Annotated in this window: 20 protein-coding genes and 3 pseudogenes; 7 read left to right on the forward strand and 16 right to left on the reverse strand. The window is 71.0% G+C overall.

What is annotated here, in order from left to right:
- A partial coding sequence (locus tag CHF15_RS40330) for a YbdK family carboxylate-amine ligase (protein WP_143681745.1) occupies positions 1-558 on the reverse strand: 558 nt, incomplete at its 3' end.
- A gap of 149 nt (positions 559-707) precedes the next feature.
- Here CHF15_RS40330 and CHF15_RS46855 point away from each other — a divergent pair.
- The 3 genes and pseudogenes from CHF15_RS46855 to CHF15_RS40340 form a co-directional block, all read left to right on the forward strand.
- Positions 708-908 (forward strand): annotated as a pseudogene (locus CHF15_RS46855) (IPT/TIG domain-containing protein); the annotation flags it as partial.
- 384 nt (positions 909-1,292) lie between these two features.
- The gene (locus CHF15_RS46200; RefSeq protein ID WP_245939318.1) at positions 1,293-1,460 is read left to right on the forward strand and encodes a hydrophobic protein; all 168 of its coding nucleotides are present in this window, start codon (positions 1,293-1,295) and stop codon (positions 1,458-1,460) included.
- A 176-nt stretch (positions 1,461-1,636) separates the two neighbouring features.
- Positions 1,637-1,882 carry a DUF3040 domain-containing protein gene (locus CHF15_RS40340; protein ID WP_089228921.1) on the forward strand — a complete coding sequence of 82 codons (246 nt, stop codon included), beginning with the start codon at positions 1,637-1,639 and terminating at the stop codon, positions 1,880-1,882.
- 311 nt (positions 1,883-2,193) lie between these two features.
- Here CHF15_RS40340 and CHF15_RS40345 read toward each other — a convergent pair whose 3' ends face one another.
- From CHF15_RS40345 to CHF15_RS40360, 4 genes are all read right to left on the reverse strand, one after another.
- The gene (locus tag CHF15_RS40345; protein WP_089228922.1) at positions 2,194-2,415 is read right to left on the reverse strand and encodes a DUF5133 domain-containing protein; all 222 of its coding nucleotides are present in this window, start codon (positions 2,413-2,415) and stop codon (positions 2,194-2,196) included.
- A gap of 77 nt (positions 2,416-2,492) precedes the next feature.
- Positions 2,493-3,374 carry an SDR family oxidoreductase gene (locus CHF15_RS40350; RefSeq protein WP_089228923.1) on the reverse strand — a complete coding sequence of 294 codons (882 nt, stop codon included), beginning with the start codon at positions 3,372-3,374 and terminating at the stop codon, positions 2,493-2,495.
- Between the two features lie 13 nt (positions 3,375-3,387).
- On the reverse strand, positions 3,388-4,854 hold the full coding sequence (locus CHF15_RS40355; protein WP_089228924.1) for an aminotransferase class I/II-fold pyridoxal phosphate-dependent enzyme: 1,467 nt from the start codon (positions 4,852-4,854) through the stop codon (positions 3,388-3,390).
- Between the two features lie 57 nt (positions 4,855-4,911).
- Positions 4,912-5,292, reverse strand: coding sequence for a hypothetical protein (locus CHF15_RS40360; RefSeq protein WP_089228925.1), 381 nt, complete (start codon positions 5,290-5,292; stop codon positions 4,912-4,914).
- Between the two features lie 175 nt (positions 5,293-5,467).
- Here CHF15_RS40360 and CHF15_RS40365 point away from each other — a divergent pair, with 175 nt between their 5' ends.
- Together CHF15_RS40365 and CHF15_RS40370 are read left to right on the forward strand one after the other, a co-directional pair.
- Positions 5,468-6,652 carry an amidohydrolase gene (locus CHF15_RS40365; RefSeq protein WP_089228926.1) on the forward strand — a complete coding sequence of 395 codons (1,185 nt, stop codon included), beginning with the start codon at positions 5,468-5,470 and terminating at the stop codon, positions 6,650-6,652.
- Positions 6,653-6,737: 85 nt separating this feature from the next.
- Positions 6,738-7,298 carry a hemerythrin domain-containing protein gene (locus CHF15_RS40370; RefSeq protein WP_089228927.1) on the forward strand — a complete coding sequence of 187 codons (561 nt, stop codon included), beginning with the start codon at positions 6,738-6,740 and terminating at the stop codon, positions 7,296-7,298.
- A gap of 120 nt (positions 7,299-7,418) precedes the next feature.
- Here the strand turns inward: CHF15_RS40370 and CHF15_RS46205 are convergent.
- From CHF15_RS46205 to CHF15_RS40385, 3 genes and pseudogenes are all read right to left on the reverse strand, one after another.
- Positions 7,419-8,318: pseudogene (locus CHF15_RS46205) on the reverse strand (phytoene desaturase family protein); the annotation flags it as partial.
- Between the two features lie 10 nt (positions 8,319-8,328).
- Positions 8,329-12,834: a cation-translocating P-type ATPase gene (locus tag CHF15_RS40380; RefSeq protein ID WP_089228928.1), complete on the reverse strand. Its 4,506-nt coding sequence runs from the start codon at positions 12,832-12,834 to the stop codon at positions 8,329-8,331.
- Positions 12,831-13,139: a hypothetical protein gene (locus CHF15_RS40385; RefSeq protein ID WP_089228929.1), complete on the reverse strand. Its 309-nt coding sequence runs from the start codon at positions 13,137-13,139 to the stop codon at positions 12,831-12,833. Before CHF15_RS40385 ends, CHF15_RS40380 begins: the two co-directional genes overlap by 4 nt.
- 393 nt (positions 13,140-13,532) lie before the next feature.
- Between CHF15_RS40385 and CHF15_RS40395 the strand changes: the two genes are divergently transcribed.
- Complete coding sequence (locus tag CHF15_RS40395) at positions 13,533-14,222, forward strand: haloacid dehalogenase type II (RefSeq protein WP_245939319.1); 690 nt, start codon at positions 13,533-13,535, stop codon at positions 14,220-14,222.
- Positions 14,223-14,232: 10 nt separating this feature from the next.
- Here CHF15_RS40395 and CHF15_RS40400 read toward each other — a convergent pair whose 3' ends face one another.
- Both CHF15_RS40400 and CHF15_RS40405 read right to left on the reverse strand, forming a co-directional pair.
- A complete protein-coding gene (locus CHF15_RS40400; protein WP_089228931.1) occupies positions 14,233-14,895 on the reverse strand; it encodes an HhH-GDP family DNA glycosylase in 663 nt (220 codons plus the stop codon).
- Positions 14,896-14,964: 69 nt separating this feature from the next.
- A pseudogene (locus tag CHF15_RS40405) lies at positions 14,965-15,931 on the reverse strand (LLM class F420-dependent oxidoreductase).
- A 634-nt stretch (positions 15,932-16,565) separates the two neighbouring features.
- Between CHF15_RS40405 and CHF15_RS40415 the strand changes: the two are divergent.
- The gene (locus CHF15_RS40415; protein WP_089228966.1) at positions 16,566-17,105 is read left to right on the forward strand and encodes a phosphate-starvation-inducible PsiE family protein; all 540 of its coding nucleotides are present in this window, start codon (positions 16,566-16,568) and stop codon (positions 17,103-17,105) included.
- Here CHF15_RS40415 and CHF15_RS40420 read toward each other — a convergent pair.
- The 6 genes from CHF15_RS40420 to CHF15_RS40445 form a co-directional block, all read right to left on the reverse strand.
- A complete protein-coding gene (locus CHF15_RS40420) occupies positions 17,079-19,253 on the reverse strand; it encodes an FUSC family protein (protein WP_089228933.1) in 2,175 nt (724 codons plus the stop codon). The genes CHF15_RS40415 and CHF15_RS40420 overlap by 27 nt on opposite strands.
- Before the next feature lie 319 nt (positions 19,254-19,572).
- Positions 19,573-20,748: a glutathione-independent formaldehyde dehydrogenase gene (locus tag CHF15_RS40425; protein ID WP_089228934.1), complete on the reverse strand. Its 1,176-nt coding sequence runs from the start codon at positions 20,746-20,748 to the stop codon at positions 19,573-19,575.
- Between the two features lie 298 nt (positions 20,749-21,046).
- Positions 21,047-22,180 (reverse strand): hypothetical protein, encoded by a 1,134-nt coding sequence (locus CHF15_RS40430; protein WP_179280198.1) that lies wholly within the window; start codon positions 22,178-22,180, stop codon positions 21,047-21,049.
- Positions 22,181-22,558: 378 nt separating this feature from the next.
- Entirely contained in the window at positions 22,559-24,271 is a 1,713-nt protein-coding gene (locus tag CHF15_RS40435) for an FAD-dependent oxidoreductase (RefSeq protein WP_089228935.1), read from the reverse strand.
- Positions 24,271-24,534 (reverse strand): UBP-type zinc finger domain-containing protein, encoded by a 264-nt coding sequence (locus tag CHF15_RS40440; protein WP_089228936.1) that lies wholly within the window; start codon positions 24,532-24,534, stop codon positions 24,271-24,273. The genes CHF15_RS40435 and CHF15_RS40440 overlap by 1 nt, the downstream gene beginning before the upstream one ends.
- Positions 24,535-24,948: 414 nt before the next feature.
- Positions 24,949-25,398: a DUF1931 family protein gene (locus CHF15_RS40445; RefSeq protein ID WP_089228937.1), complete on the reverse strand. Its 450-nt coding sequence runs from the start codon at positions 25,396-25,398 to the stop codon at positions 24,949-24,951.
- Between the last annotated feature and the right edge of the window lie 141 nt (positions 25,399-25,539).

The raw sequence follows: 25,539 nt of genomic DNA on the forward strand, positions 1-25,539 counted from the left end.
CTCCACCGGCCCGGCCGACGGCCACCTGCCCCACACCCGGCTGCGGTAGCTCGCGTACCCGCTGTCCCGGCCCTGCCAGAACGGCGAGTTCCCGCTGAGCGCCAGCAGCACCGGCAGCCAGCCGCGGATCCGGTCCAGGACCGCCACGCCCTCCTCGTCGGACTCCACCGACACATGGATGTGGCAGCCGCACGTCAGCTGCTCAGCCGCGGTCAGCCCGTAACGTTCACGCAGCCACCCGTACCGCTCCCCCGTGCTCAGCGACGGGCTCACCGGCAGCGGCGAGGTCGCCAGCGCCGCGACCGCGCCACCGGACTGCTCCGCGTGGCGGGCCGCCTCCGCACGCCACCGCACGACCTCCGCCGCCAGATCCTCCATCCGCGCCTGCGGACGAGTCGCGAACTCCAACTGCTGACGCTGCAGTTCCGCCTCAAACACCTCACCGGTCGCGTCGGGGTCACGGCGCGCCGACGCCAGCACCGCCGCCGACAGCGCCCGCGGCTCCCCGGACTCCGCGTCCAGCAGCAGGAGCTCCTCCTCCACACCCACCGTCCGCATCACGCCACTCCGTTTCCATGACTGCGACGTGACCTACGGCCTGGACGCGCGTTGGACGCGATGTGCCAGAGCCCGCGATCATCCGTGACTCCACCAGTACGTCAAGCATCACATCGCCTTCCCCGCCTTCGCCCATCGATGCCCCCACCGTGGCCTGCCTGACACCCTCGTCCGGGTCTACCTTCGGGGGCACCGTGGTCACCGTCATCGGAACAAACGGGAGCACAGCGCAGAACGTCACATTCGCGGCTGCTCAGACGCCCTTCGCAGTGATGGCCGACGATGAACTGTCGGTCATCGCTCCGGCCGGCGTTGCTGGCACGCTCGCCGTTGCCATCTCTGTCGGGGCGGATCCCACGTCATCGCCAAGGCCTTCACCTACGTCCCGGGTCCGCTGGTTGAGCAAGGCATGTAGCAGCAATGCAGGAACACGTATGTGCAGTGCGTCCAAGCAGCATGAGAGTAGAAACGGGACTGGCTCACTGCACCGGGAAGTCAGCCCGTCCATCTGTTGCAACGTCGGCACGCGGCGCGCTCGACCAACACGGACCAGCGCAAGGATGGTTGCCCCCCAATTAGCGCCCCGTGAGCAACCCGCCGGGCACTGGCCGCGTCACGGGGTTGGACACCCCGTGCGTGGACCTCGACGTACCGGCGTAGCCAGCGCGCGGTGCGCTGCCGCCGAGCATGCTGGCACGACAGCGGGGCACACGCGGGGTCAGGAGGTAAAAGACATGGTTCCCTTGCTGCTTGTCCTGCTGCTGGCCCTGATCCTCTTCGGGGCGGGGTTCGCCCTCAAGGCCTTGTGGTGGATCGCGTTGGTCGTCCTGGTGGTGTGGCTGCTCGGCTTCGTGTTCCGGGCCGCCGAGGGAGGCGGGCGCCGCCGCTGGTACCGGTGGTGACCTGACCCTCGCTCGCAGCAACGACGGGGTGCCGGCCGCGATTCGCGGCCGGCACCCCGCGCGTCGTGGGCCTTATCAGGTCAATCCCCGTAAGGCACCGGTCTTTGCCGCTCCACGGGGTACACGCGGGCACAGACGGCCGGAGCAGCCCGGCCCATGCCTGCCAGGAGACGCCGATGAGGGAGGACCGCCGGCTCACCGTCCGGGAACGAACGGCTCTCGAAGGGATCGAGCGACTGCTCCGCCATGAGGACCGAGCCCTTGACCGGCGACTGCGCCAGATGCGCATCCGCACCCCCTTGCGGGAGGCCGCGGCGCGTTTCGCCCGGTGGCCGCGCGCCCTGCTGGTGACCTTCCTTGCAGGTGCCACCCTGACCCTGCTGCTGTCGGCCACGCTGACCAAGGCCCCTCCGCTGGTCTGAGTGGGTGCGGCCTCATGGGTCGTCACCCTTCGCGCCGCCACGTGCTCGATGGCGGGTGGGAAGCGCATCCGACGGCGGAACCAGGTGGCGTGACGCGCTGTCGGCGGACAAAAGAGTGGCCGGGGTTCGAGGGCTGCGAGAGCCGCGACGGCGGTGCGGTCACTCCGGCCCAGTCAACGAAGCCAACCCGGGTGCAGCCGAAGACCTAGCGCCGCGCCCGCGGGGTTCGGCATGTCGGCCGCGGCCCCCGTACGCGCGTCGCATGTCGCCAGGACGCGGAAGCCCAGCCGCGCCGCCGCTGACGCGTTGCGTCAGGCCGGGACGGCGGAGTCGTCGTGGGGGCGGGCGCCAGGCAGGTGGAGGCGGGCCGCGAGCAGGGCTGCGTCGATGTCGCTGGTGCCGGTGGCCAGGCACAGCGTGTACGAGACGTCGTCGAGCCGTCGGCGGACCTCGGGGGCCTTCGGGTTCAGCAGGCGAAGCGTCTGGTAGCGGTCGATCAGGTCGTTCAGGACGGCGGGGTGGGCCATCAACACGGTGTACTCCTCAGTCGAAGCTGGCGTTCGGCCGTTGATTTACCGACTTCCCGGCCGTCTGAGACGCATGCCGCTCCTCAGGGCAGCGGCGTGCCGCCCGTGGCGTTGACGACCTCCGCGGTGATGTAACTGGCGCGCTGGGAGGCGAGGAAGACGTAGGCCGGGGCCATCTCGGCCGGCTGGGCGGGTCGGCCGAGCGGGGACTGCTTGCCGAACTCGGTGGTGTCGGGGAGGGTCGCCGGGATGAGCGGGGTCCACACCGGTCCCGGGGCCACCGCGTTGACGCGGATCCCCTTGGAGGCGACCATCTGTGCCAGTCCCTGCGTGAAGTTGACGATCGCCGCCTTCGTCATCGCGTAGTCCAGCAGATGGGGGCTGGGCTTGTAGGCCTGCACGGAGCTGGTGTTGATGATCGAACCGCCGGCCGGGAGGTACTCCAGGGCCATCCTCGACAACCAGAACATCGCGTACAGGTTGGTCTTGAGCACCCGGTCGAACTGCTCCGTGTCGATCGCGCCGATCCCGTCCGGCTGTGACATCTGGTACGCGGCGTTGTTGACCAGGATGTCGAGCCGCCCGAACTGCGTGAGCGCCAGGTCGACCACCTCGCGGCACTGCTCCTCCTCGCGGAGGTCACAGGACAGGGCGACGCCCTTGCGTCCGGCGTCCACGATGAGTCCGACGGTGGTGTCCGCGTCGGCCCTCTCCTCGGGCAGGTGCGTGATGAGCACGTCCGCGCCCTCGCGGGCGAAAGCGAGCGCGACGGCCCGGCCGATCCCGGAGTCGCCGCCGGTGATCACCGCGGCCTTGCCCTCCAGCAGGCCAATGCCTTCGTAGGAGGTCTCGCCGTGGTCGGGGGGCGGGTCCATCGGCCCCGTCCAGCCCGGATGCGGTTGGTCCTGGGCGGGGAAGTCCGGCTGAGGGTGGCGGCTGACCGGGTCCTCGTTGCGGGAGGTCATGCGGGTTCCTCCGTCACTTCTCGATCGCGACTCGGATGGAGCGCACCTTCTGGTCGGCGGCGTCCGGGACGACCATCCCGGCCTCGACCCCCGAGCGCAGGTAGTCCAGCACTTGCCGGTTGAGACGTTCGCCGGGCAGGGCGGCAGGGATGCCGGGCGGGTAGGGCGTGAGCATTTCGGCGGTGATCCTGCCCTCGGCCTTCGCGATCGGGATCTGCTCGGTCTCGCCGAAGAAGGCGTCGCGGGGCAGGACGACCTGTTCCAGGGTGAGTTCCTCTGGGCTCGGAATGTGCACGGGAGCCGCGGGGCGCAGATCGCCCAGGTGGTCGACGAGGTCTGCCAGGGCGGTGACCAGGACCTTCGTGGTGTCCTCGTTGTCGGCGTGGGTGAGCTGGGCGCTGATCCTGCGGTGGTCGCTGACGTGGAGGTTCACCCCGTGGTGGGCGCGCAGCCAGTCGGCGGCCCGGTATCCCGTGGTGCCCAGCGCGGAGATGTCGACGATCACCTGCAGGGGGTCCAGATCGGCGGCCCGGCCCGGAGCGCAGAAGTCCGCGCGGCCGTGCACGTGGAAGCCGTCGAGGGTTTCCATCTGGCCGCGCAGGGCCTCGGCCACGGCGAGGGCCCGGTCGTAGAGGGCGTGGCCGTGCTCCACCATCTGCCGGCGCCAGCCGTCCAGCGCCGCGTAGAGCAGCACCGAGGGGCTGGTGGTGCCCAGCAGGTCCTCGCGGGCCTTGAGTACGGCGGGGTCGATCAGGTCCCCTTGGAGGTGGAAGACCGAGGTCTGCTCCAGGGCCGACCCCATCTTGTGCACGGAGGTGACGCACACGTCCGCTCCGGCGTCCATCGCCCAGGTCGGCAACGAGGGGTGGAAGGGCAGGTGCGCTCCCCACGCCTCGTCGACGATCAGGGGCTTGCCCTGCCGGTGGCACTCATCGGCGATCGCGCACAGATCCGCGCAGGTCCCGTACGGGGTGGGGCTGGTGACCAGGGCGCCCTTGGCGTCCGGGTGGTCGCGCAGGGCCGCGGCGAACGCCTGCGGGGACGGCGGATGGGCCAGGTGCAGGTCGGGGTCCCACTGGGGGCGCACCCAGATCGGCTCCTGGCCCGAGAGGATCAGCCCCGAGATGACGGACTTGTGGGCGTCCCGTCCGACCACGAGCCTTTCGTGGGGTCCGGCGACCGAGAGCATCGCCGACTTGACCGACAGCGAGCTACCGCAGGTGGAGAAGAACGTGTGATCCGCTCCCACGGCGTCCGCCATGAGCGCCTGCGCCCGCTCCAGGACACCGCCGGAGGAGGTGCGGTCGTCCAGGCCGCTGGTGGCCAGGATGTCGGAGCGGAAGACCGCGTCTCCCAGCGCCTCCAGGACACGGGGATCGGCGCCCCGGCCCTGTTTGTGACCGGGTGGGGTGAACGGTGTCTGACCGGTCGCATGGTAGGCGGCCAGCGCCTCCAGGACCGGCGCGTGCGAATGGTCCATGAACAGCGGCTGCCCCCGCCCGGATGGCGGAAACGCCCCGTGGGAGGACGGCGGTGGTCAGCGACCGCGGTGCTTGGTCTGCGGCTCCTGAGGGTCGACCCCGCTGAACTGCGAGGTGTCCTTGGCACCGCTAGGGCGGCCAGAGGGGCCGCGCGGCCCGGTGTCCTGGATCTGGCGCTTGCCGGACTTACCGGCCCGCTCCTCACCACTGCGGGACACGTCGTGGGCCGGCGTGCCCTCCTTCGACGCCTCGATGTCCTCGGGGGACGGCTGGCGGTTCCTGCCGCCGGGTGCGTAGGTGTCCGGGTGGAAGGAGCGGTGCCCGCTGGGGTTGTCCTGCTGCTCCGTGGCGTCCACGTCCGTGGCCCATCCGTGCTGGTCGTCGCCCTTGTGCCGGCTGGGGCCCTGGCCGTGCGAGGGGTTCTGCTTCTTCGTCATCGCGCTTTCCTTCCAAATAAGAAATACCTGTATATGTCCCTCCTTTATGGGCGCGTGCCCCGGCACCACCGGCTCATGCGGGCGCACAGCGACGAACGGTGGGGCCCGCCGAGTCCGTACGGTCGTCCGCCGCGGCGGCGGGTAGGCGAACCGGAGACAGCCGGGGAGGCCACCGATGCCCGAGGAACTCGACGAGCTGTACGCACGTGTCGCGGAGGAGCTGACCGCACGGGCGGCCCCAATGTGGGGCGTCGCGCTCGCGCTGCACCGCGATCCTGAGCCGTCTTTCGAGGAGGTACGGGCGGCCCGCATGCTGACTGGTCAGCTGGAGCGGGAGGGCTTCTCCGTGGAGCGCGGGGTGGCCGGGCTGCCCACGTCCTTCGTCGCACGCACCGGCGACGGCGACGGCCCGCGGGTGGCGCTGCTGCTGGAGTACGACGCCCTGCCTGGGCTCGGTCACGCCTGTGGCCACCATCTGATCGCCGCGGCCGGGCTGGGGGCGGGGCTGGCCCTGCGGGAGGCGCTTGCGGCCGTTTCCGGGTCGTTGCTGGTGGTGGGGACCCCGGCGGAGGAACGGGGCGGGGGCAAGGTCGCCATGACGCGGGCGGGGGTCTTCGAGGGGGCGGACGCGGCCTTGATGTTCCACCCCGGCGTGTACAGCTGGTCGTGGGCACCTCTGACGGCCTCGTCCCAGGTGCGGGTCGCCTTCCACGGCCGGGCCGCCCACCCCACCGGGAATCCGACCGAGGGCGTCGACGCGCTCGCCGCGCTGATCCAGTTGTTCAACACCCTGGCGGTGCTCGGCCGGCGGCTTCCTTCCGGGTCCCACGTGCAGGGCATCGTCACCGAAGGCGGCAAGGCCACCAACATCGTCCCGGACTACGCGGAGGGCCTGTTCGGCCTGCGGGGGGCGACCACGGCCGCCCGCGACGAGCTGGCGGACACCCTTACCGAGTGCGCGCAGGGGGTGGCGCGGGCCACCGGCACCCGGGCGGAGAGCACCACCGTCGACGCCGGCTACGACCACTTCCGCAACAGCGCCGTCCTGTCCTCGCGCTTCACCGCCCACCTGGCCCGGGCGGGCCTCCAGGCGGGCGAGCCCACGCCGGGCGTCTACCTGGGCTCCTCGGACGTCGGCACGGTGAGCACCAGCCTGCCCACCATCCATCCGTTCCTGGCGATCACCGGGGCGGACGGTTCCGACCACACCCCGAAGTTCGCCGCCGCCGGGGTTACCTCCCGGGCCCGGGAGGTGATGCTGGCCGCCGCCCAGGCGCTGGCCTGCACCGCAGCCGACGTCCTGGTCGATCCCGACGTCACCGCCGCGGCCTGGGCGGAACACCGCCATCCGGATGGCTGACAAAGGGGGGCGTGCCCGCCCTTGGATCGGGAAGCCGCTCCGGAGAAGACCGTAGACCGCACACCGACCCGGAAGGAGTCACGTGATGGGACACGGCGGAAACGTCATCGCAGAACTCACGGCCGACCACCGCGAGGTGGAGGAGTACTTCGCCCGTCTGCGGGCGCTGCCCCCGGGCGACAAGGAACGCAGGAACGTGCTGGACGAGGTCACCATCGAGCTGGTGCGGCACTCGGTGGCCGAGGAGATGTACCTCTACCCGGCCGTCCGGGAGCACCTGCCCGGAGGCGACGCCCTCGCCGACAAGGAGATCGAGGAGCACGCCGAGGTGGAGCAGGTCCTGAAGGACCTGGAGGACGTCGACATCGACGACGCCCGCTTCGACCAGCTGGTGGGCAAGCTGATCACCGACGTGACCGAGCACGTCCAGGAGGAGGAACGGCAGCTCTTCCCGAGCCTGGCGCAGGCCTGCACGCCCGAGCAGCTCAATGACCTCGGGGACAAGGTGCGCAGGGCCAAAAAGGTAGCCCCCACCCGGCCGCACCCCAGCGCGCCGGACACCCCGCCCGGCAACAAGCTCCTGGCCCCGGGAGCCGGGCTGGTGGACCGGGCCCGCGACTTCGTCACCGGCCGCGGCCGCTCCTGACGATCGGGCCCTTTTGGGGCGCTCAGGCGGGATGCGCGCCGGAGCGCCCCAATGCTCTGTGTGGCCTGCTCCAGCACCGAGCGACGGTCCTCGCGAGGTCGTCGCTAGCCGCTCAGCGGACTACGTGGAGTGCCGGCCCCGTCGGGCCAGGGCCCACTGTGCTCCGCTCAGCAGGCGGCTGGGCGACCGGGTACGCAGCGCGGCACGAGCCGCGTTGGCGCCTGGGGCGCCGTGGACGCGCCGCCCGGATGAGCCCCGGCGGATGCCAGGAGCAGGCCGGTGATCGGCGTCTCCGGCCGCCCCGTACCGGGGAGGGGACGGAAGACCAATTGCTGGTGCACGCCGCGGTGCCGCCGTTGATGGCACCGCCAGAGAGGTTGGCGTCGTTCGCTTCGATCTGCGGTGGGGCGAGGACTCGGCGGGCGGCGACGAGTGAACGAAAGCCCGGTGCGTACCGTTCGACCTGCGCTTCGACCCGGTCGGCCATCAGTTCCCGGTCGGTGCGGGTCCAGGTGCCGGTGATGCCCGCCCCGCCCGCGTCCCCGCGGACGCGGTGGGAGAGGTGGGTGTACGTCCATGCGGACTGGGTTCCAGAAGGGGAACGTGCGCCGTCCGCTGTTGTCATCTGCCCGAACAGGAGGAAGGGCCGCTCGGGGACCTGCCCCATGGCGATCTCGGCGGCGAACTGCGTCAGCGCGTCAACCCCTTCGGCCAGATGCACGCTGCCCGCCTGCGCTGCAGCAGGAGACGACCACGGCACCGCGCCCTCCGGGGCCCAGCCCACCTTGAAGGTCACGAAGTCCCACTGGAAACGCCGCAGTTCCTCCAGGACGCGGTCCGGGAGGTCGTCCCGGCTGACCAGCTGCCCGTACAGCGTGGGCACGGACACGTCGGCAGTACGGCGCGGCGTGTCGGGACCGTGTCGCCGTCGGCCGTACGGACCCCCACCGCCCGGCCCGAGCGCACCACGACCTCGGTCACCCGTGCCTCGCACCGTAGCGTCCCGCCGCGCTTACGGAGCGGCGGACCCTCAGCTGCCGGCCGGTGAGCGCGGCGCGAGGGCGGCGAGGGCGACGGCTGCGGTCACCCCGGCCCAGGCGACGGGGCCGAGCGGGGTACAGCCGAAAAACTGGCTCACGCCGGGGGTCTGGATGATTGCGATGAGCGCGGCGGCGGAACCGAGCACCGTGAGCCACACCATCGGGCTGTGACGGCGGCCGGTCACGGTCTGCGTCAGCTGGGCACCGACCACGCCGCACAGCGCCATGGTGCTGGTACGCCGGGCGCTGCCAGGGGTGACGGTGCCGACCAGCCAGGCGGCCGCGGCGCCGAGAGCGGTGAGGATGCCGCGGTGGCGGATCCGCCGGGCCAGGGGCGCGCCCAGGGTTCCCAGGCCCAACGGTGCGGTGCCGGTCCGTGCCGCACCCTCTTCCGCGTCAGGGCTGGCGTCCGCACTGCCTTGCGGGGTGACGGCGACCGCCATGGCCGGGAACATGTCCGTGAGCAGGTTGACCAGCAGCAGTTGCCGGGTGGACAGCGGGGACGCACCGGAGACCAGGGTCCCGAACAGGGAGAAGCCGATCTCGCCGGCGTTGCCGCCGATCAGGACGGTCAGCGCGTCGGCGACGCTGTGCCACAGGGCGCGGCCCTCGGCGACCGCCTCGATCAGCGCGGAGAGTTCGTCGTTGACGATGACGAGGTCGGCGGCGTTGCGCGCGGCCGCGGAGCCACGGACGGCGATGCCGACGCCGACGTCGGCGGCCCTGATGGCGGCGGCGTCGTTGGAACCGTCGCCGACCATGCCCACGACGCGTTCGGATTCTCTGAGGGCCTCGATGACCTGGAGCTTCTGCTCGGGGGCGACGCGGGCGACGACGCCGCAGTCGCGGACGAGCTCCGCTCGTCCGGTGCGGTCGCGAGAGGCCAGCTCGTCCCCGGTGACGACCGAGACGCCTTCGGGCCAGCCCAGTGCGACGGCCACGGCCTTGGCGGTCTCGGGGTGGTCACCGGTGAGCATCACCGGCCGCACGCCGGCCTTCCGGAGGCCTGAGATCAGCGGTGCCGCGTCGGAACGGGGCGTGTCTGCCAGGGCTATGAAGCCGGCGAGCCGCAACTCATGCTCTTCTAGGGGACTTTCCAGTGCGCTCTCGAACTGGTCCGGCTGCATTCGGTGTTCCGCGACAGCCAGGACGCGCAGGCCCTCCGATGCCAGCCTCCGGGCCGTCTCCATCGTGTCGTCGGCGTCGGGGCAGAGGGGCAGCACGACCTCGGGGGCGCCCTTGACCACGAGCAGCGGGGTGTCCTCCGCGTCGTGACCGGTGGCCGAGGCGTAGCCGCGGGTGGCCTGGAAGGGCTGGGTGTCGCCGGGGGTCCACTCCGGATCGTCGCCCGCAGCCTCGAGAACGGCGCCGTCGGTGGCGTGGGCGTGGACGCCGTGGTCGTCGTCGGCTTGGGGGCAGGTCCGGGCGGCCTGCCGCAGTATTGCGAGGCCTTCAGTGGATTCGGAGTCATGGTCGTGGCCGTCGGGCGCGGCGGTGCGGACCACCCGCAGCCGGTTCTCGGTGAGGGTGCCGGTCTTGTCGAAACAGACCGTGTCCATCCGGCCCAGTGCCTCCAGGGTGCGCGGGGTGCGCACCAGCACTCCGTGCTCGGTCAGCCTGCGGGCGGCGGCCAGTTGGGCGACGGTGGCGGTGAGCGGCAGCCCTTCGGGCACGGCTGCGACGGCGACGGCCAGCCCTCCGGCGACGGCTTGCCGCACCGGGGTGCCGCGCAGCAGCGACACTCCGGTCACCGCGGCTCCGCCTGCCAGGGTGAGGGGCAGCACGGTGGAGGTCAGTTCACGCAGGCGGGCCTGGACTCCGGGCGCGGGCGGCATCCGGGCGGCCAGGTGGGCGGCGCGGCCTGCCTCGGTGTCGTCTCCGGTGTCCACCACCACGGCACGGCCATGGCCCGCCACCACGGTGGCGCCCTGGAAGACCATGCAGTCGCGGTCGGTCACTGGTACCCGGGGGGTGGCCTCCACTTGTTTGAGGGTGGGCAGGGACTCCCCTGTCAGGGAGGACTCATCGACCTCGAGGTCCTCGGCTTCGAGCAGCCGCGCGTCGGCGGGGATCACGTCGCCGGTCTGGAGGTCGATGATCTCCCCTGGGGTGAGCCGTCCGGCCTCGACGGTGCGCGTGTCGCCGGTGTCCGGGTCGACCACCCGGCGAGCCTGCTGACGCTGGCTCACTGCCAGGGAGGCCAGGGCTTGTTCGGCGCGGAGGCGCTGGATGCCGCCGACGAGGGCGTTGACGCCCATCGCGCCGGTGACCAGCAGGGCGTCGACGGCCGAGCCCAGCAGAGCGGAGGCGGTGGCCCCGACGGCGAGTACGGGGGTGAGGGGGTCGTCCAGCTCGGCGCGGACCGCGCCGGCCAGACGGCCCGTCAGGCGCAGGGGCGCGACAACGGGTGATGCGGCCACCGCCTGGCCGAGGCGCCCGGCCGCCGACCGGGCACGGGTCGTCTCCTGCCGCAGCGACCGTTGCGTCTCCCGCAGCCGGTCGATGACCTCCTGGGGTTCCAGAGCGTGCCAGGGCACGCGCGGCCGGGGCCACGGGACGTCGGGGCGCAGTACGTGCCGGGCGCCGCGCCAGCCGTCGACTAGGGCGGCCGCCGCGGCGGCGTTGACCGGGCTCAGCCGCAGCCCCACGCGCCAAGCGGCGCTCCGTCCCCGCGAGCCGCGGGTGAGCACCATCAGTTCCGACAGGGCAGCTCCGGCCTCGGCCAGGATCTTGGCGTGCCGGGCGGCGGCGTGGGCACCCGGCACGGCGGTCAGCAGCCGCCACACGCCGGCCAGGTCGTCCAGGACGAGCGCGTCCGCGGCCCACAGCACGGCGCTGCTCCCGTCGACGACGGTCACGGCCACGTCGCTGCCGAGCAGTCCCGTGGGCACGTCGTCGTCGGGCCGGGTACCGGGGGCCACCCGGGCCACCGTGAGCACGATCCTCCGGGACTGCCGAAGTTGACGGACAAGGTCCGTCAAGGTGACGTCCTCGGGGGTGAGTTGGTCGGCGAGCGCGCCGAACTCGCCGAGGGTCCCGTCGTCGGCCACGACCACGTGCAGGCCGGCCCGGCGGGCCACGTCCAGCACCGCCTCCGCCAGCGGGTCGACTTCCCTACCGACGAAGACGGTACCCACCTCACGGCTGTCCTGGTCGAGAACGGTCATCTGCCCGGTGCGGGTGCCGGGGGCGGTGCCGGGAGCAGGCCGCAGACGCACCTCGCGGTCGGAGCCGGATTCACCGTCCGCCGGCTGCTCGTCCTGGTCCCGGAGCGTGGCCGCGGCTGCATGCCACAGCCGGTCGTGGTCCCAGTCGTCGCCCCGGGGGGTGACCTCCAGGAGGGTGCGTTTGCGTCCACTGATCACGGAGTGGTGCAGCACGATCGTGTCGACCAGCTCCAGCTGCCGGATCCTTTCCAGGTCCCGTACGAGCACCTTGCGACGGGCCAGGCCGGTGCCCAGGGCGGCGGTGAACGCGACGGGCCCGTAGCGTGCGGCCCGCGGCGAGGCGGCGAGCACCGCCTCGGCGGCCTCGGCGCCGTTGCGGGTGAAGGCCAGCGTCGCAGCCGCACCCACAAGCCCTCCGGTAACGGCCTGGTCCGCGTACTGCTGCGCCGGCAGCACGTGGAGGCCGGGCCGCCGCACCCGGGGCACGGGCAGACTCTCCCGTTCGGGCGCGCACAGCTGGTCGTGGACCTCGAACAACGCGGAACGCGCGACGGATTCGATGAGCTGACCTGCGCGCAGGGCCGCGTCCAGCACGAGAGCCGTCGGGGACTGCCCGAAGCCGTGGGCGGCGGCGTAAGCGGCGGAGAGGACCACGTCGGTGGCCGGTGTCCCCAGCCTGCGCTGGAGCCAGGCGCGCGGTCGGGAGTCCTCGCGCAGCGCCGTCACGGCCGCGGTCACCATCCGCGGGGAGCTGGTCAGGCGCAGTACCCGTGCGGCTGTCGCGGTGGCGATCCCGGCCACGTCGCAGCCGAGGGCCGCGGCATGGACGCGAGCCCCCGGGGCCTGGCCGGGATGGTCGTGGTCCGGTTCCGCGGGTTGCTCCAGTTGGTGGGCGTCGGCCAGTTCCGCCGCCCGGGCCGCCACCGTGTCGGCCACCGCGTCCTGTGCGAGCTGCACCACCAGCGATCCGAGGCCGCCGTCCCAGTACGCCGTCAGCACCTCGGGGTGTTCGGCCAGCGACCGGGCTACCTTCTTCGCCGCCGCCTCCACCTGCCGGCGGTCCAAGGCCACGCCGGGGCGTGCCCGCAGAGGAACGTGCAGGTGACGGTCGCCGACCCAGCAAGAGCCTGCGGTGACGGCCTGCTGGGTGGCCCGCCCCAGCCGCACTGCCCCGCGTGAGGCGGCCACGGCGCTGCGCACTGCCGCGCGCGCCCCGGCATCCGCCAGAGGGACCACGTGGCGCGCGACGCCTGTAGGCGCGCTCGCCGCGAGCCGCAGGCCCGCGGCAGGCAGCCCGATCAGTAGTCCAAGCCCGTCCAGCGGCCTCATGTGTCGGAGGCCTTCGCCTTCTTGCCTTCCTTCGCCTTGACCTTGGCCTTGCTCGGCCCGCCCTCGGGAGTAGGAAGCTCATAGGGTTCGGTCATCGCTGCCGGCCCCTTCTCGGCCATGGGGGACTCGCGCGTCTTCGCTGCTGACATGTGCCCCTGCGCGTGGGATTCGGACGGAATCCGCGTCTCCGGCGGCATCATCGCGTCCTGCATCTCCGGCGCGCCCTGCGCGGCCTGCGCCTGGGCCTGGTCCTGCACCGGCGCTTGGGCCCGCTTCGCGCCCGGCCGCTGCTGCGTCAGCCACACCGCGGCCGCACCGGCGGCCGCGACCGGCTACTCGACGACCCCGGCAACCCCCAAGAGGCCGGCCCCGGTGTAAGCGGCCACTCGCCGCGTCCTTGGCGACACCACCCCTACCGTGTCCAGTACGTTGTCGACGGCCCCCTTGACCGTGTCCGCCCCCGGCAGGCGCTGCGCCGTGGACTTCATCGTGTCGAGGGGATGCGCCATCGCATCCATGACGGCGGAAGATCCATTACGCCCACGTTCATCCATCTTTATCACCTCATATACGTGCTGCCCAGAAATGCCAGGCTGAACAATCCGCACCCAGGCGGCCACGCACGGAGGCCGCGAGCGCACCGACGGTGTCGCACGATGGAAAGACAGCGAAACAGCCGCCGCTCAGGAGTCGTCATCGTGGCCGTGAACCCCATCAGCGTGATCGTCTTCGACGTGAATGAAACGCTCAGCGACATGACACCCCTGGGCGACCGTTTCGCAGAGGTCGGCGCGTCCGCCGACCTGCTGCCCACCTGGTTCGCCGGGATCCTGCGCGACGGTTTCGCGCTGACGGCCGCCGGCGGGTACGCGAACTTCTCCGATGTCGCCACGGAAAACGCGCGGGTCCTGCTCACCGGGTTGGGTAACTGGACCGGTGACGCGGAGGCCGCCGCCCACCACCTGGTCGAAGGATTCGCCGCGCTCACCGTGCACCCGGATGTGCCGGACGGCGTACGGATGCTGCACGCCGCCGGCTACCGACTGCTGACGATGACCAACGGCTCCGCGGCCACGACCCGGCGGCTCCTCGACAGCGCAGGCCTGCTGGGGCATTTCGACGCCCTGCTCGACGTCTCGGGGCCGCGCTGCTGGAAGCCCTGTCGGGACGCATACCTCCATGCCACGGACAGGGCCGGCGTGCGGCCTATGGAGGCCATGCTCGTGGCCGTGCATCCCTGGGACGTCGACGGCGCGCGACGCGCCGGCCTGACCGGCTCCTGGCTGCGCAGGGGGCGCGCGCACTATCCCGGAATCATGACCCCCGCGAACTGGGAAGCGGCGAGCTTGACGGAACTCGCCGGGAAGCTCCCGGACGCGCGCCGCTAGGAGTCCTCGCTCAGGACTGGGCCTTGGCGACCTCTTCGACCACGTGACGGTCCAGAGCCGCCCGCACCAGGGCCGCGGCGAAGACCGCGTAGGCGGCCTTGGGCACCAGGGCCGCCAGCTCCTCCGGCCGAGCCGGAAGGCCGAGCCGCTCGGCGCCCTGCAGGGCCTTGTCGTCGAACAAGGGGCCGGTCTCCGGCCAGACCGCCTGCACCTCCCGCAGGAAGATGTCCACGCCGACCGGCCCGAGCCCGGGAACCTGGCGCAGAGCGCGCCGGATCTCCTCCGGGTCGCCGTCCGCCTCGTCCCGCAACCGGCGCAGGTCGCCGCCGTACCGGTCGAGAAGCAGCTCCGCCCCGTCCCCGAGCTGCGTCGCCGTCCGCTCGTCGTAGCGCCGGTAGTGTCCCCTGCCCAGCGCGTCGACCCGCTGCTGCCAGGTGGCGTCGCGCATCCGGCGCGGGTCGCGCATGCCCGCCGCGAAGAGCTCGTGCGCCGCGTCGGTGGCCACGGTCGCCTTGATCCGGGCACTGAGCAGGCAGGCTGCCACCAGCGCCTGGTAGAGCGGCTGCGGGGTGTTCTTCAGCTTGATGCCGGCGTCCTCGGCATAGGTGTGGCCTTCGCTGTCCAGCAAGGCCTTGACCGTCGCCTTGTCCCGGTGCCCGGTGCTCCTGTCCATCACACATCACCTTCTCGGGCCGCCCACAGCCGTGCGGTGGTCTCCGCCGACCGCGTCTGTCGACGGGGGTCAGAGCTCCCGCAGTGCGGGGAGCAGGGTCTTCTCGGCCCAGTCCAGGAAGGCCATCTGGCTGTCGCCGCCCACCTGGACGAGGGCGATCTCGGTGAACCCTGCCTCCGCGTACGGGCGGACCGCCTCCACGAAGGCATCCGGGTCGTCCCCGCAGGGGATGGACTGCGCGACGTCCTCCGGGCGCACGTGGGCGCCGGCCGAGGCGAAGGCCTCCGTCCCGGGCAGTTCGGAGTTGACCTTCCAGCCGCCGCCGAACCAGCGGAACTGCTCGTGCGCCCGGCGCACGGCCGTGGCCCGGTCCGGGTCGTAGGACACCGGCAGCTGCCCGACCCGCGGCTTGCCCGAACCTCCCTGCTCGTCGAACGCGGCCACCAGTTCGGCGTCCGGCTCGGTGGCGATCATCAGGTCGGCGAGCCGTCCCGCCAGTTCGCAGGACTGTGCCCCGGAGACGGCGACCCCGATCGGCGGCGGGAGGTCGGGCAGGTTCCCACAGCTTCGCCGACTCGACGTCGAAGTGCTCGCCGCGGTGGTTGACGTAGCCTCCCTCGAACAACGCCTGGATGATCTCCACGGCCTCGGCGAGCATCTCGTGGCGGACGTCCACGGCCGGCCATCCACCGCCCACGACGTGTTCGTTGAGGTTCTCCCCCGAACCCAGGCCGAGCCGGAACCTGCCCTCGGACAGCAGTTGCAGCGTCGCCGCCTTCTGCGCGACGACGGCCGGGTGGTAGCGCACGGTCGGACAGGTCACGTACGTCATCAGCGGGATCCGCGAGGTGGCCTGCGCGGCCGCTCCCAGCACGCTCCAGGCGTACGGCGCGTGACCCTGCTCGTCCAGCCACGGGAAGTAGTGGTCGGAAGTCACCGAGAAGTCAAAGCCCGCCTCCTCCGCCCTGACCACGTGGGCCACCAGGTCCTTGGGGCCCGCCTGCTCGGTCATCATGGTGTATCCGAATTGCGTCATATGAGGCGGCTGCCCGGCCGGTCTGGGTGGAAACAGCCTCATACGCGTGTGTGTGGTGGCGGATCGAGGGCAGCCGGATGGTGCGGTGAGGCAGGCCGCATGATGGGTGAATGCCCTGGACGCCGGGCCCCCTCCCGGCGTCCGGGATCACGCTCTTCCGGCATGTCCTCCGCTCAGCCGGGCGGCTCCCCGGGTAACAGGTTTTACCGGCCTCGTGCCTTCGGCTGGACGCGCAGAGATTCGGACCGGTACGCCGCGCCGGGCAAGGCCGGCATCGATGGACAGGTGCCTTCGTGGCCGCCGCCACTTTCGTCGGTCAGCGTCCCTGCTCATCTCAGCCCTGGCCGGCATCCCCATCGGCCGTATCCTCGACGCCCGCGCCCTTCGCACCGTCCTGACCCTCGGTTCCCCCCTCGCCGCCGTCGCGCTGATCATCATCGCCGCGGCGCCCGACCTCGTCCCGTTCGGCACCGGCTGCGTACGCGATCGCTCGACATTGCCACGGCGGGACGGCCCCCGAGGACTCCGTCGAGGCCGTGCTCAGCGCTCCGGCCGCCGACACATCGTGGCTCCGACGAGATGCTGTCCACCCGTTCGGCAGCACGCCGCGCCAGTGGGCCGGGGCACCCCTAGCATGCTGACTGTGCGATCCATTCTCCCGAAGATCGAGGGCGGCGGCCGGGTGCAGAGCCTCCTACAGCTCATCGAGGACGGTATCCACCTCGTCGTCGCGGCGCTCCTCGTACTGCTGGCGGGGCTCCTGGCCGTCGGGGTCGTCCACGACGTCATCAAGTCGATCCAGGGGCCGTACCGCGAGGAGACGGTCGTTCTTTCCGCCCTGGACAACGGCCTTGTGCTGTTCATCGTGGCCGAGTTGCTCCACACCGTCCGCCTCACCATCAGGAACCAGACGCTCGACGCGGAGCCGTTTCTCGTCGTCGGCCTGATTGCCGGCATTCGCAAGGTGCTCATCGTGACGGCCGAGGCGGAGAAGTCCTTCCGGTGGAACGTCGAGGGGATCGAACTGCTCATCCTGGCGGGGCTGATCCTCGTGATGGCGACAGCGGCGTACGTGTGGCGGCGCTCGACGCGGCCTGGAGACTACTTCCCGGTTCAGGAGGCGCGGCGCTACCCGTCGCCGACGCCGTCACCCACGCCGGTGAGCGGGTCCTGATCCGTCACCTTCCGCCGCCACGGCCGCGCGTACCCGCTGCTCCTCGCGTACAGAGCCGACGTCCCGTTCCAGGGGTGTGCGGCTGACGGCCGTCGTGAGATCCTCCAAGGCACGCCTCTGCAGTTCGGCGCCGCGCCGCGCCACCGTGCTCCGGTCCCCGGCTGGGGCGCCCTCCCACTCATGGAGCGCCTCCTCCAGGCGCCCCCAGTCCGGAATCCGGTGCTCGCGCACGTCGTCCGCTGCCTGCGCGGTGTCCGCCTCCAGGGCCTCGGCGAACCGCTCCGCCTCGGGGATGGAACGGCTGTCGGCCCGCGGGACATGGCTCTCCATGAGCATCGCCGCCCGGCCGAAACCCTTGAGCGCCTCTTGCGCCTCCTCCGCCTCGCGCGACGTCAGACCCCTGGGGCGGACCGGTTCCTGCCTTGCCTGGTCATAGGCCTCCTGCCAGGCTGCTCGTGCCTCCCTGCTCGCCAGCAATGCCCTGCGCATGTCGGCGCGACGTTCCCCGGTCGGTTCGGCGTAGCTGCGCAGCACCGCGGCCGCGTAGCGACCGTTGGCGGCGAGCCAGTCCGCAAGCCGGTTCGGCAGTCGGGGCGTCTCCCATGCGGGGAACACGACGTACGCCAGCATGGCCAGGGCCCCGCCGATCAGGGTGAGCACCACCCGCTCCGGGACCGTCTGCTCCCATGCCTGGCCGCCCATCCCGAGCAGGAAGACGACGTATGCGGCAGTGAAGCACTGGGAGTAGGCGTAACCGGTGCGGATCAGCGTGTACGACAGGCCCGCCGAGACCACCGCCAGCCCACCGAGCACATGGGCGTCCGGGCCCAGGGTCCGGACCATCCCGGTGGCGAGCGCGACCCCGGCCAGGGTCCCGGCAAGACGGGCCACGACACGCGCGTACGTCCGGTGGAAGTCCGGCCGCATCGCCATCACTGAGGCGATGGGTGCCCAATAGCCGTGGTTCAGGGGTAGCCGGGCGGCGATCAGATAGCCGAGCGTGGCCACCGCCGCCAGGCGGATGGCGTGCCGGAACACGGGCGAATCCCAGCGGAGCTCACAGCGGACCGCCCGGACGGCGACCGGGAGCAGCCGGAACATGGTCGGGCGCACCAGAAACTGGGCGCTCGCGGTGCCGGGCGATGTGGCCACTTTTCCGCGCGCGCCGCTCCCGGCGACCTCCAATGCCTCGCCGAGTAGTTCCACGAGCTGCTCGGCGGCCTGCCGGGCGGGGCCCTCCAGCACCTCGTGCTCGTCGTCGGCGCGCAGGACGTCCGCGCTCTCGGGCGGCACCTGGGCGGGAGTGCCACGGCGGATCGAACGGGCGGCCGCGTCCAGGACGTCGGCGGCCGCGTTGAGCAGCTCTCGGGCCCGGTCCCGCCCGGGTCCATCCGACGGGGCGCCGACGTCCGGGTCGGCGAGCGCGGCAACGACCGGCCGAATGCGCTCGGCCAGGCCCCGCGGTCCGTGGAGGGCGGGGGGACGGGTGCGAGCCTGTGAGGGCGTCACGGCGGCCGCGTCCCGGGCCGTCATCAACGGCTCCGGGTCGAACGGGGCGGTCGGGTCGTGTCGCAGCCGGCGGGCGTAGTCCGCCACGGCGGCCAGGGCGTCGGCGAGCGCGTCACGATGTGCCCCCCACCGGCGGATCGGGAAGAGCAAGATGAGCACGGCCTGTGCCACGCCTCCGAGCGCGATGATCCCTGCGTGCTCCAGGGCTCGCTCGACGCTTGTGGGCAGGGTGATGGTCACCAGCATGCTGCCGACGGTCGTCGCTGCGACGATCCCAGCGGTCGATCCGACGGCCCACGCCATCCCCGCGAGAAAGGCCCATACGGCCAGCAGGGGGAGGAACGTCACGAGTCGCCCCGCTGCGAGGTAGCCCACGAAGGTGCTGAGCGCCAGGCCTGCGCCCGCGCCGAGCGCGATCACCTTGCGTGGGCGCCAGGTGCGCTGGAAGGTGGCCCCACCCGCGGAGTAGGCACCCAGGGCGGCGGACGCGGCGTATGCAGGGGAAGCCAGCCACAGCGCCGGCCCGACGACGATCGCCACCCCAGCGGCCGTGCGCAGCGCGAGCAGGGGCTCCAGCCGCGTCTCCTCGATCGTGAGCCCGGATCGCACGACCTCCCCGAAGGCCCGCAGCCACCTCACGGTGTGAGCCCAGCCGGAACGCCCTGCCGGGTCGCGTCGGCTTGATTGAGGTAGGCGCAGCCGTCAGGCAAGGAAAGCCTCCCGCACGGGCCCAGGAACAGGGCGGCCGCACCGCTGGGACGCGGCGGTGCCACTGCGGACAATACTGGGCGTCCACCGTCCGTCCCACCGGGCTGGAGAGCGGGCGATTGCCGCTGGCTCAGGTCCGACCGGAGCGCAGGCGATCGTCGCCCATTCAGCCCCGGCCGGCCGGGGGTGAGCGCCACCGGTCGGCCGGACCGGTCCGGGGAAACGGGTGGGACGGCGGCCCTCGGGTCCCTTATCCCTTGTGGCCGTTGCCGTGTCCGTTCGGATGCAGGACCACCTTGGTCCAGCCCTCGTCACGGGCGTCGAAGTGCTCATAGGCGGTGGGTGCCTCGTCCAGGCTGAGTTCGTGGGAGACGACGAAGCTGGGCTTTGCCTTCCCGCCGGCGATCAGATCCCGCAGCGCCCGGTTGTACTTCTTCACCGGCGCTTGCCCGGTGCCCATGTGCTGGCCTTTGAACCACATCATGCCGAAGTCGATCGGGACCTTGCCCTGCGCTTCCAGCTCCCCTTGGGCCTCGGCACCGCCGGGGTCCTTGGGCAGGAACACGCCCACCACGCCAATGTCGCCCGTGAACCTGACCGAGTCGATCAGTCCGTTGAGCGTGAGGCTGGCGTCCTCGTGTCCCTTGGCGTCGTGTGCCTGGTAGCCGACGCACTCACAACCGTTGTCGGCGCCCAGACCGAGGGTGGCCTCCTTGACGACCTCCGCAGGCTTCTGCTCGGCGGTGTTGATCGGGATGGCCCCGATCTCCTCCGCCTTGCGCAGCCGGTCGGGCTGGTGGTCGGCTACCCAGACACGGCCGGCGCCCTTCAGGAGGGCTGAGTAGGCCGCCATCAGCCCGACGGGACCGGCCCCGAAGACGATCGTCTGGTCGCCCGGTTTGACGTGGGCCATCTCGGTGGCGTGATAGCCGGTGGGGAAGATGTCGGCGAGCATCACATAGTCGGTCTGCCGGTCGGCGGCGTCCTCGCCCAGACGCAGCGCGTTGAAGTCGCCGTAGGGCACGCGCAGCAGTTCTGCCTGGCCGCCCTGGTAGGGGCCCATGTCGGCGAATCCGTAGGCGGCTCCGGCCAGTGCCGGTTCCGGCTGCATGGTCAGGCAGTAGTTGGTGAGACCGCGCTCGCACTGCTTGCAGAAGCCGCAGGCGATGTTGAAGGGCAGTACCACGTACTGGCCGACCTGGACCTTGCGGACGGCCGGGCCGACCTCCACGACTTGGCCCATGTTTTCGTGTCCCAGGGTGCGGCCAGACTCGAACGAGGTGCGGCCCTCGTACATGTGCAGGTCCGAACCGCAGATGTTGGTAGTGGTGATCTTGACGATGATGTCGCAGGGGTGTTCGATCTTCGCGTCTGGTACGTCCTTCACTGTGACCGTTCGCGGGCCTTCATATACCGCTGCTTTCATGATGGCTTCCTTTGGTGCCGCAGCATGGCCGCGGCACAGCAGGGATGGAGACAGCGCAAAGAGCCTGACTCCAGGGAGTGGGTGCGACGAGGTCCGCGGCTCCGGCATGCCTGTGTGGGCTGTCCACGCGGTTCGGATGGAACGGTGGTGCCACAGCCGGGCCGTCAAGCGAAACCCCGGCGCTCCGGCGGCGTACCGTCCGAGTCCCCGTCGGCCCATGACGCGAAACACTCACGCACTGATCGACCAGCGGAATCTTCGGACCCGGACGACCGTCAATCAACGACGCGTCTTCAACTCAGGTTACCAGCTGGTCACCGTGGTCGTCCTGGAGCATGTGGAGACGTTCCTGTTCGCGCTTGGAGTAGGCGGCTGCCCGGATCGCCTCGTCGCTCTCCAAGCCTGATCCCAGCGCGCCGCCCACGGTGGCAACCGAAGCGACGAACCATGACAACGTCAAGTATTCCGCTGCCTGCAGCGGGCTTCGTGTCACGGAAGCAAACACTTCGCCGTTGATGATGAACAGAGCCCACACCAAATTGATGACGATCAACCCGCCGTAGCAGACGAGCACCCCGATACCCACGGTCATGACCGTCGAGGCGTTGTACAGCCTCGCCCTCTGCCTCGCCTCCGCCGAGACCTCTGTCGATCGATGCCACAGCTCTGCGTCGATGATCAGCCAGCCGATCATGAGCCCGACAGACCCGACCGTCGCGATCACGAGGCGTGGCGCGCTCAGGTACTCGGCCAGGCTCCAGATGGTGGAGTTCACGGTGGCGACTGCTCCCGTGGCCAGTGCGGCCGCCAAGGCCTTCGACAAGCCCGGCACCAACCGCCACGGCCGGTTGGCGCGGACCATACCGACGAGCACCCTCAGGTAACCGCGCGGCCCGCTGACGACGTACCGAAGATCAGCGGTCTCCTCCTCTTCGACCGGGCCCCGGTGAACAGGCGCGAGACGACTGACGAAGGGCCCGAGCACCGGCTGACTTTGCGGAGGTCCTCCAGTCCCAGTGGCCGGCGGACCCGCCAAGCCCAGCACGGCTTCTTCCACGGCCCGCCGCGCCCTCGACTGCAGACGCAAGCCCCCCAACGCAGGAAGAGACACCAGCGCCAAACCGTGTTCGTGACTCAGATCCACAACGACCTTCCGCCCGTGTGAGCGCAGCGGAAGGTCGGTGAGGGCCACGACGATGTCCCAATGCTCAGCTGTTCCGCGGTCCATGATCCGGCGCATCAAGGTGGGTGGGTCCTCGGTCCCTGCGGTGAAGGGCTCACTGACCACCTTGACTTCGAAACGCCGCCCCTGGCCCGACTTGTCGGCGAGCCGAGTGGGAAGTACCTGGGCCATGCGCTGCGCGATCTCCGTCGGCGCATCCGGATCCGCCAGGAGAGCCACGACCGTAACGCCCGCAGACGACACCCGCATGACTCCTTCCCGACGGCTGCCCCCGCGATCGCCCGTGCCCACAGGATGCCTCGGAGGCAACGTCGACGCCGCGTGACACGCTGGCCCGCCGGTAGGTGCAGGAGGTACGGCCACATCTCCTCCGCATGACCCATCGGCATCATCTGCCTCTACGCCATGCTGTCCGTGCTCGTTGCGTCACTGCGGCGTTCCTGCTCACACCGTAGTCGCCGGGTAGTGCCTCTCCCTCGCCACTTCATCCCGTTCATGGAACCGGCGGCGTAGCGCTGGAGGCGGCTGGGAGGACGCTCGGGGGGTGGGCCGGGCCGCCCACGGGTCGTCAGGGAGAAGGCCAGCGTCAGGAAAAGGCTCGGGCCGCCACCGGCCGGCGCACCTGGACTAGGGGCCAGCGGAGCGGACCAGATTTCCTGTCTTTCCGCGGTGCTCGTGCACGAGGCGGATCGCCATGGCACCCTCACCGGTCGCCGAGGCCACCCGCTTGACCGAGCCGCTCCTGACGTCGCCGGCGGCGAAGACCCCGGGAAGGGTGGTCTCCAGCAGCAACGGACCCCGGCCGAGCAAGTCCCACCGGGTCGGATCGGCCGCCGCCTGGGCGTCAGCGCCGGTGAGGACGAAGCCCTTCTCGTCCAGGGCCAGCACGCCCCTGAGCCACTCCGTGTGCGGCCGGGCCCCGATGAACACGAACAGCGCCGCGACCCGCAGCTCCCGGTGCTCACCGCTTGCGTTGTCCTCCACCAGCAGCGACTCGAGCTTCTCCTCCCCCGAGGCACGCCGGACTTCGGAGTGGAGCAGCACCTCAATCTTCGGGTGCGGTTCCACCTGGTCCACCAGGTAGCGCGACATGTCCGCGTTTAGGTCACCGCCCCGAACGACGAGGTGGACCCTGGACGCGTGGTTCGCGAGGAAGAGCGCCGCCTGCCCGGCGGAGTTCCCGCCGCCGACCACGGCGACCGGATCCGCCTGGCAGAGACCGGCCTCGTGGACCGTGGCAGCGTAGTAGACGCTGACGCCCTCCAGGCGGTCGATGCCGGGCACCTCGAGCCGGCGGTACCAGACACCCGAGGCGAGCACCACGGCGGCCGCCCGGACCCGGGACCCGTCTGCGAAGGTGACGACGTACTCGTCGTCCTGCGGGGTGAGGGCACTGACCTGGGCCGGCACCATGAGGCGGGCACCGAACTTGTGGGCTTGGAGCACCGCGCGTTCGATGAGTTCGCCCCCGGAGATGCCCGACGGGAAGCCAAGGTAGTTCTCGATGCGAGACGAGGTACCGGCCTGGCCTCCGGTGGCCACGGCGTCGACAGTGACCGTGGTGAGACCGTCGGAGGCACCGTACACGGCGGCGGCGAGTCCCGCGGGGCCCGCCCCGACCACCATCACGTCACACCGCCCGGCCTCCGGCGAGGGGGCGGGCAGCCCGATGAGGCGAGCGAGTTCGGCGTTGCTCGGATTGCGCAGTACCCGCTCGCCCTTCCAGATGACCACCGGAGTCTCCTCGGGGCGGATGGAGAACCGGCGCAGCAGCGCTTCCGCCTCCTTGTCCTTCTCCAGATCCACCCAGCGGTGAGGCAGCCGGTTGCGGGCGGCGAATTCCCGCAGCCGCAGCGTGTCCGGTGAGTAGCACGAGCCCATGATCCGGAAGCCGGCGCCGAGGCCGATGAGCAGATACCGGCGGCACAGGTAAGCGCGGAGGATCAGGTCGCCGAGGACGGGGTCGCGGCCGACCAGGGTTCGTTGCCGTTCCACCGGCACGGCGAGGACCTCGCCCGCCTCGCGCACCACGGCGGTGTTGAACGCCGTCTGGCCCTCCAGCAACCCGAGTTCGCCCAGGAATCTGCCGGGTCCGTGTACGGCCACCGTGCGCTCGTCGGGCCCGCCGAGATCGTGGAGTATCTCGACGGTCCCGCTGAGGATCGCGAGGAACTCCCGGAACGGCTCGCCTTCGCGGTACAGCACTTGGCCCTCGGCGGTCCTTCGGCGCTCACCGTGCCCAGCCAGGTCCTCGAGCTGCTCCGGTGTCAGGCGCGGGAACGCCCCGTACCGGTCTGGTGTCTCGTGGACCGCACTCTGCTTGTGCTCGGCCGCGCTCATCAGACCAGGGCCTCGTCGACGTAGCACCAGCGCCAGTCCTCTCCCGGCTGGAAGGACTGCACGATGGGGTGACCGGCGCTGCCGGCGTGCCGCCTGGCGTGCTTGAGGGGCGAGGAGTCGCAGCAGCCGACGTGCCCGCAGGTGAGGCAGAGCCGCAGGTGCACCCACGGGGAACGCTCCTTGAGGCACTCCTCGCAGCCCTCCGGAGTATGGGGCGTCACTGGGCGCACCATCGCCAGGTGCGGGTCGGGAATCGTGGTCATCAGGGTTCTCCTTCCGTGGGTGGGACTGCTCAGCCGCGGCGCCCGCGATGGTCTCCTTCACCCAGCGGCGCAGCACCGGGGCGGCAACAGCCCGGCGGGACATCACCCCTCCCGTGTCGAGCGCACCAGGCCGCAGCAGGCTGCGTCGAGACGCGGGTTCCCGGGCCTTTGGGCGTTCCCACCAGTCCAGCGTCGCGGCGCCAGGACTTGATGCGTTACGCGCATCCGTTCAGCCCGCGGACTCTCGCCCTGCAGGGGCGCCCATAGCCGGATCGCAGCCGGGCGGCGCCGGCGGTCTCGTGGATGGGTTCGCCGTGGAGGCGGCGCATCGGTGGGCTCAGGACCGACTTCACATCTGGCGGGGTCACAGATCGGTCTTGGCGGCACCCTGGACGCGGATGAGGCGATCGCCACTCACAGCAGCAGGTCGAAGACTGCTCGGGCCTCGTCCCAGTGCTGAGTCTGCGGGTTCTTCAGGTCGGGGTGGAGGATCTTGAAGCTCTGGGCAAGGGCCAGGCTGAGTCCGCCGATGATGTCCGGATAAGCCGCCTCGGTCTCCTCGTCGGGCGTCCGGTCCAGCGCGGGGTGGGTGGCGAGCTGCTCTAGAATCGGCTTGATTTCTACTTCCTGGTCGATCTTCTGGAAGTGGTGAATGCTCTCCTGCAGGCCTTTCGTGATCGGCAGGTCACAGGTCCGGATGATGTCGCGCCCGTTGGCCTTGGCTGTGGCCTGGGCAACGGTCAGCAGATCGTAGAGCTTGGCGTCGACGAAGTCGCTGTAGCGCTTGAGATCGTTCTTGTCGACGTCCAGCCCCGCGGCTGCGCGGAAGAACCTTTCGAACCTGGCGATGGACATCACGGTCATGACGGCAACCTCCGACTGCGGGCGCCGGGGTAGCTCCCGGCCCCTCGGCTTCCCCGCCAGCCTGGCTGACGGGTTACGTGAATGAATGCGCATGTCGGGACCAATCAGCCTCCCTGAAATGCCCTGCCAGGCCCAGGCATC

This window comes from Actinacidiphila glaucinigra, assembly GCF_900188405.1.
Classification (GTDB): Bacteria; Actinomycetota; Actinomycetes; order Streptomycetales; family Streptomycetaceae; genus Actinacidiphila; species Actinacidiphila glaucinigra.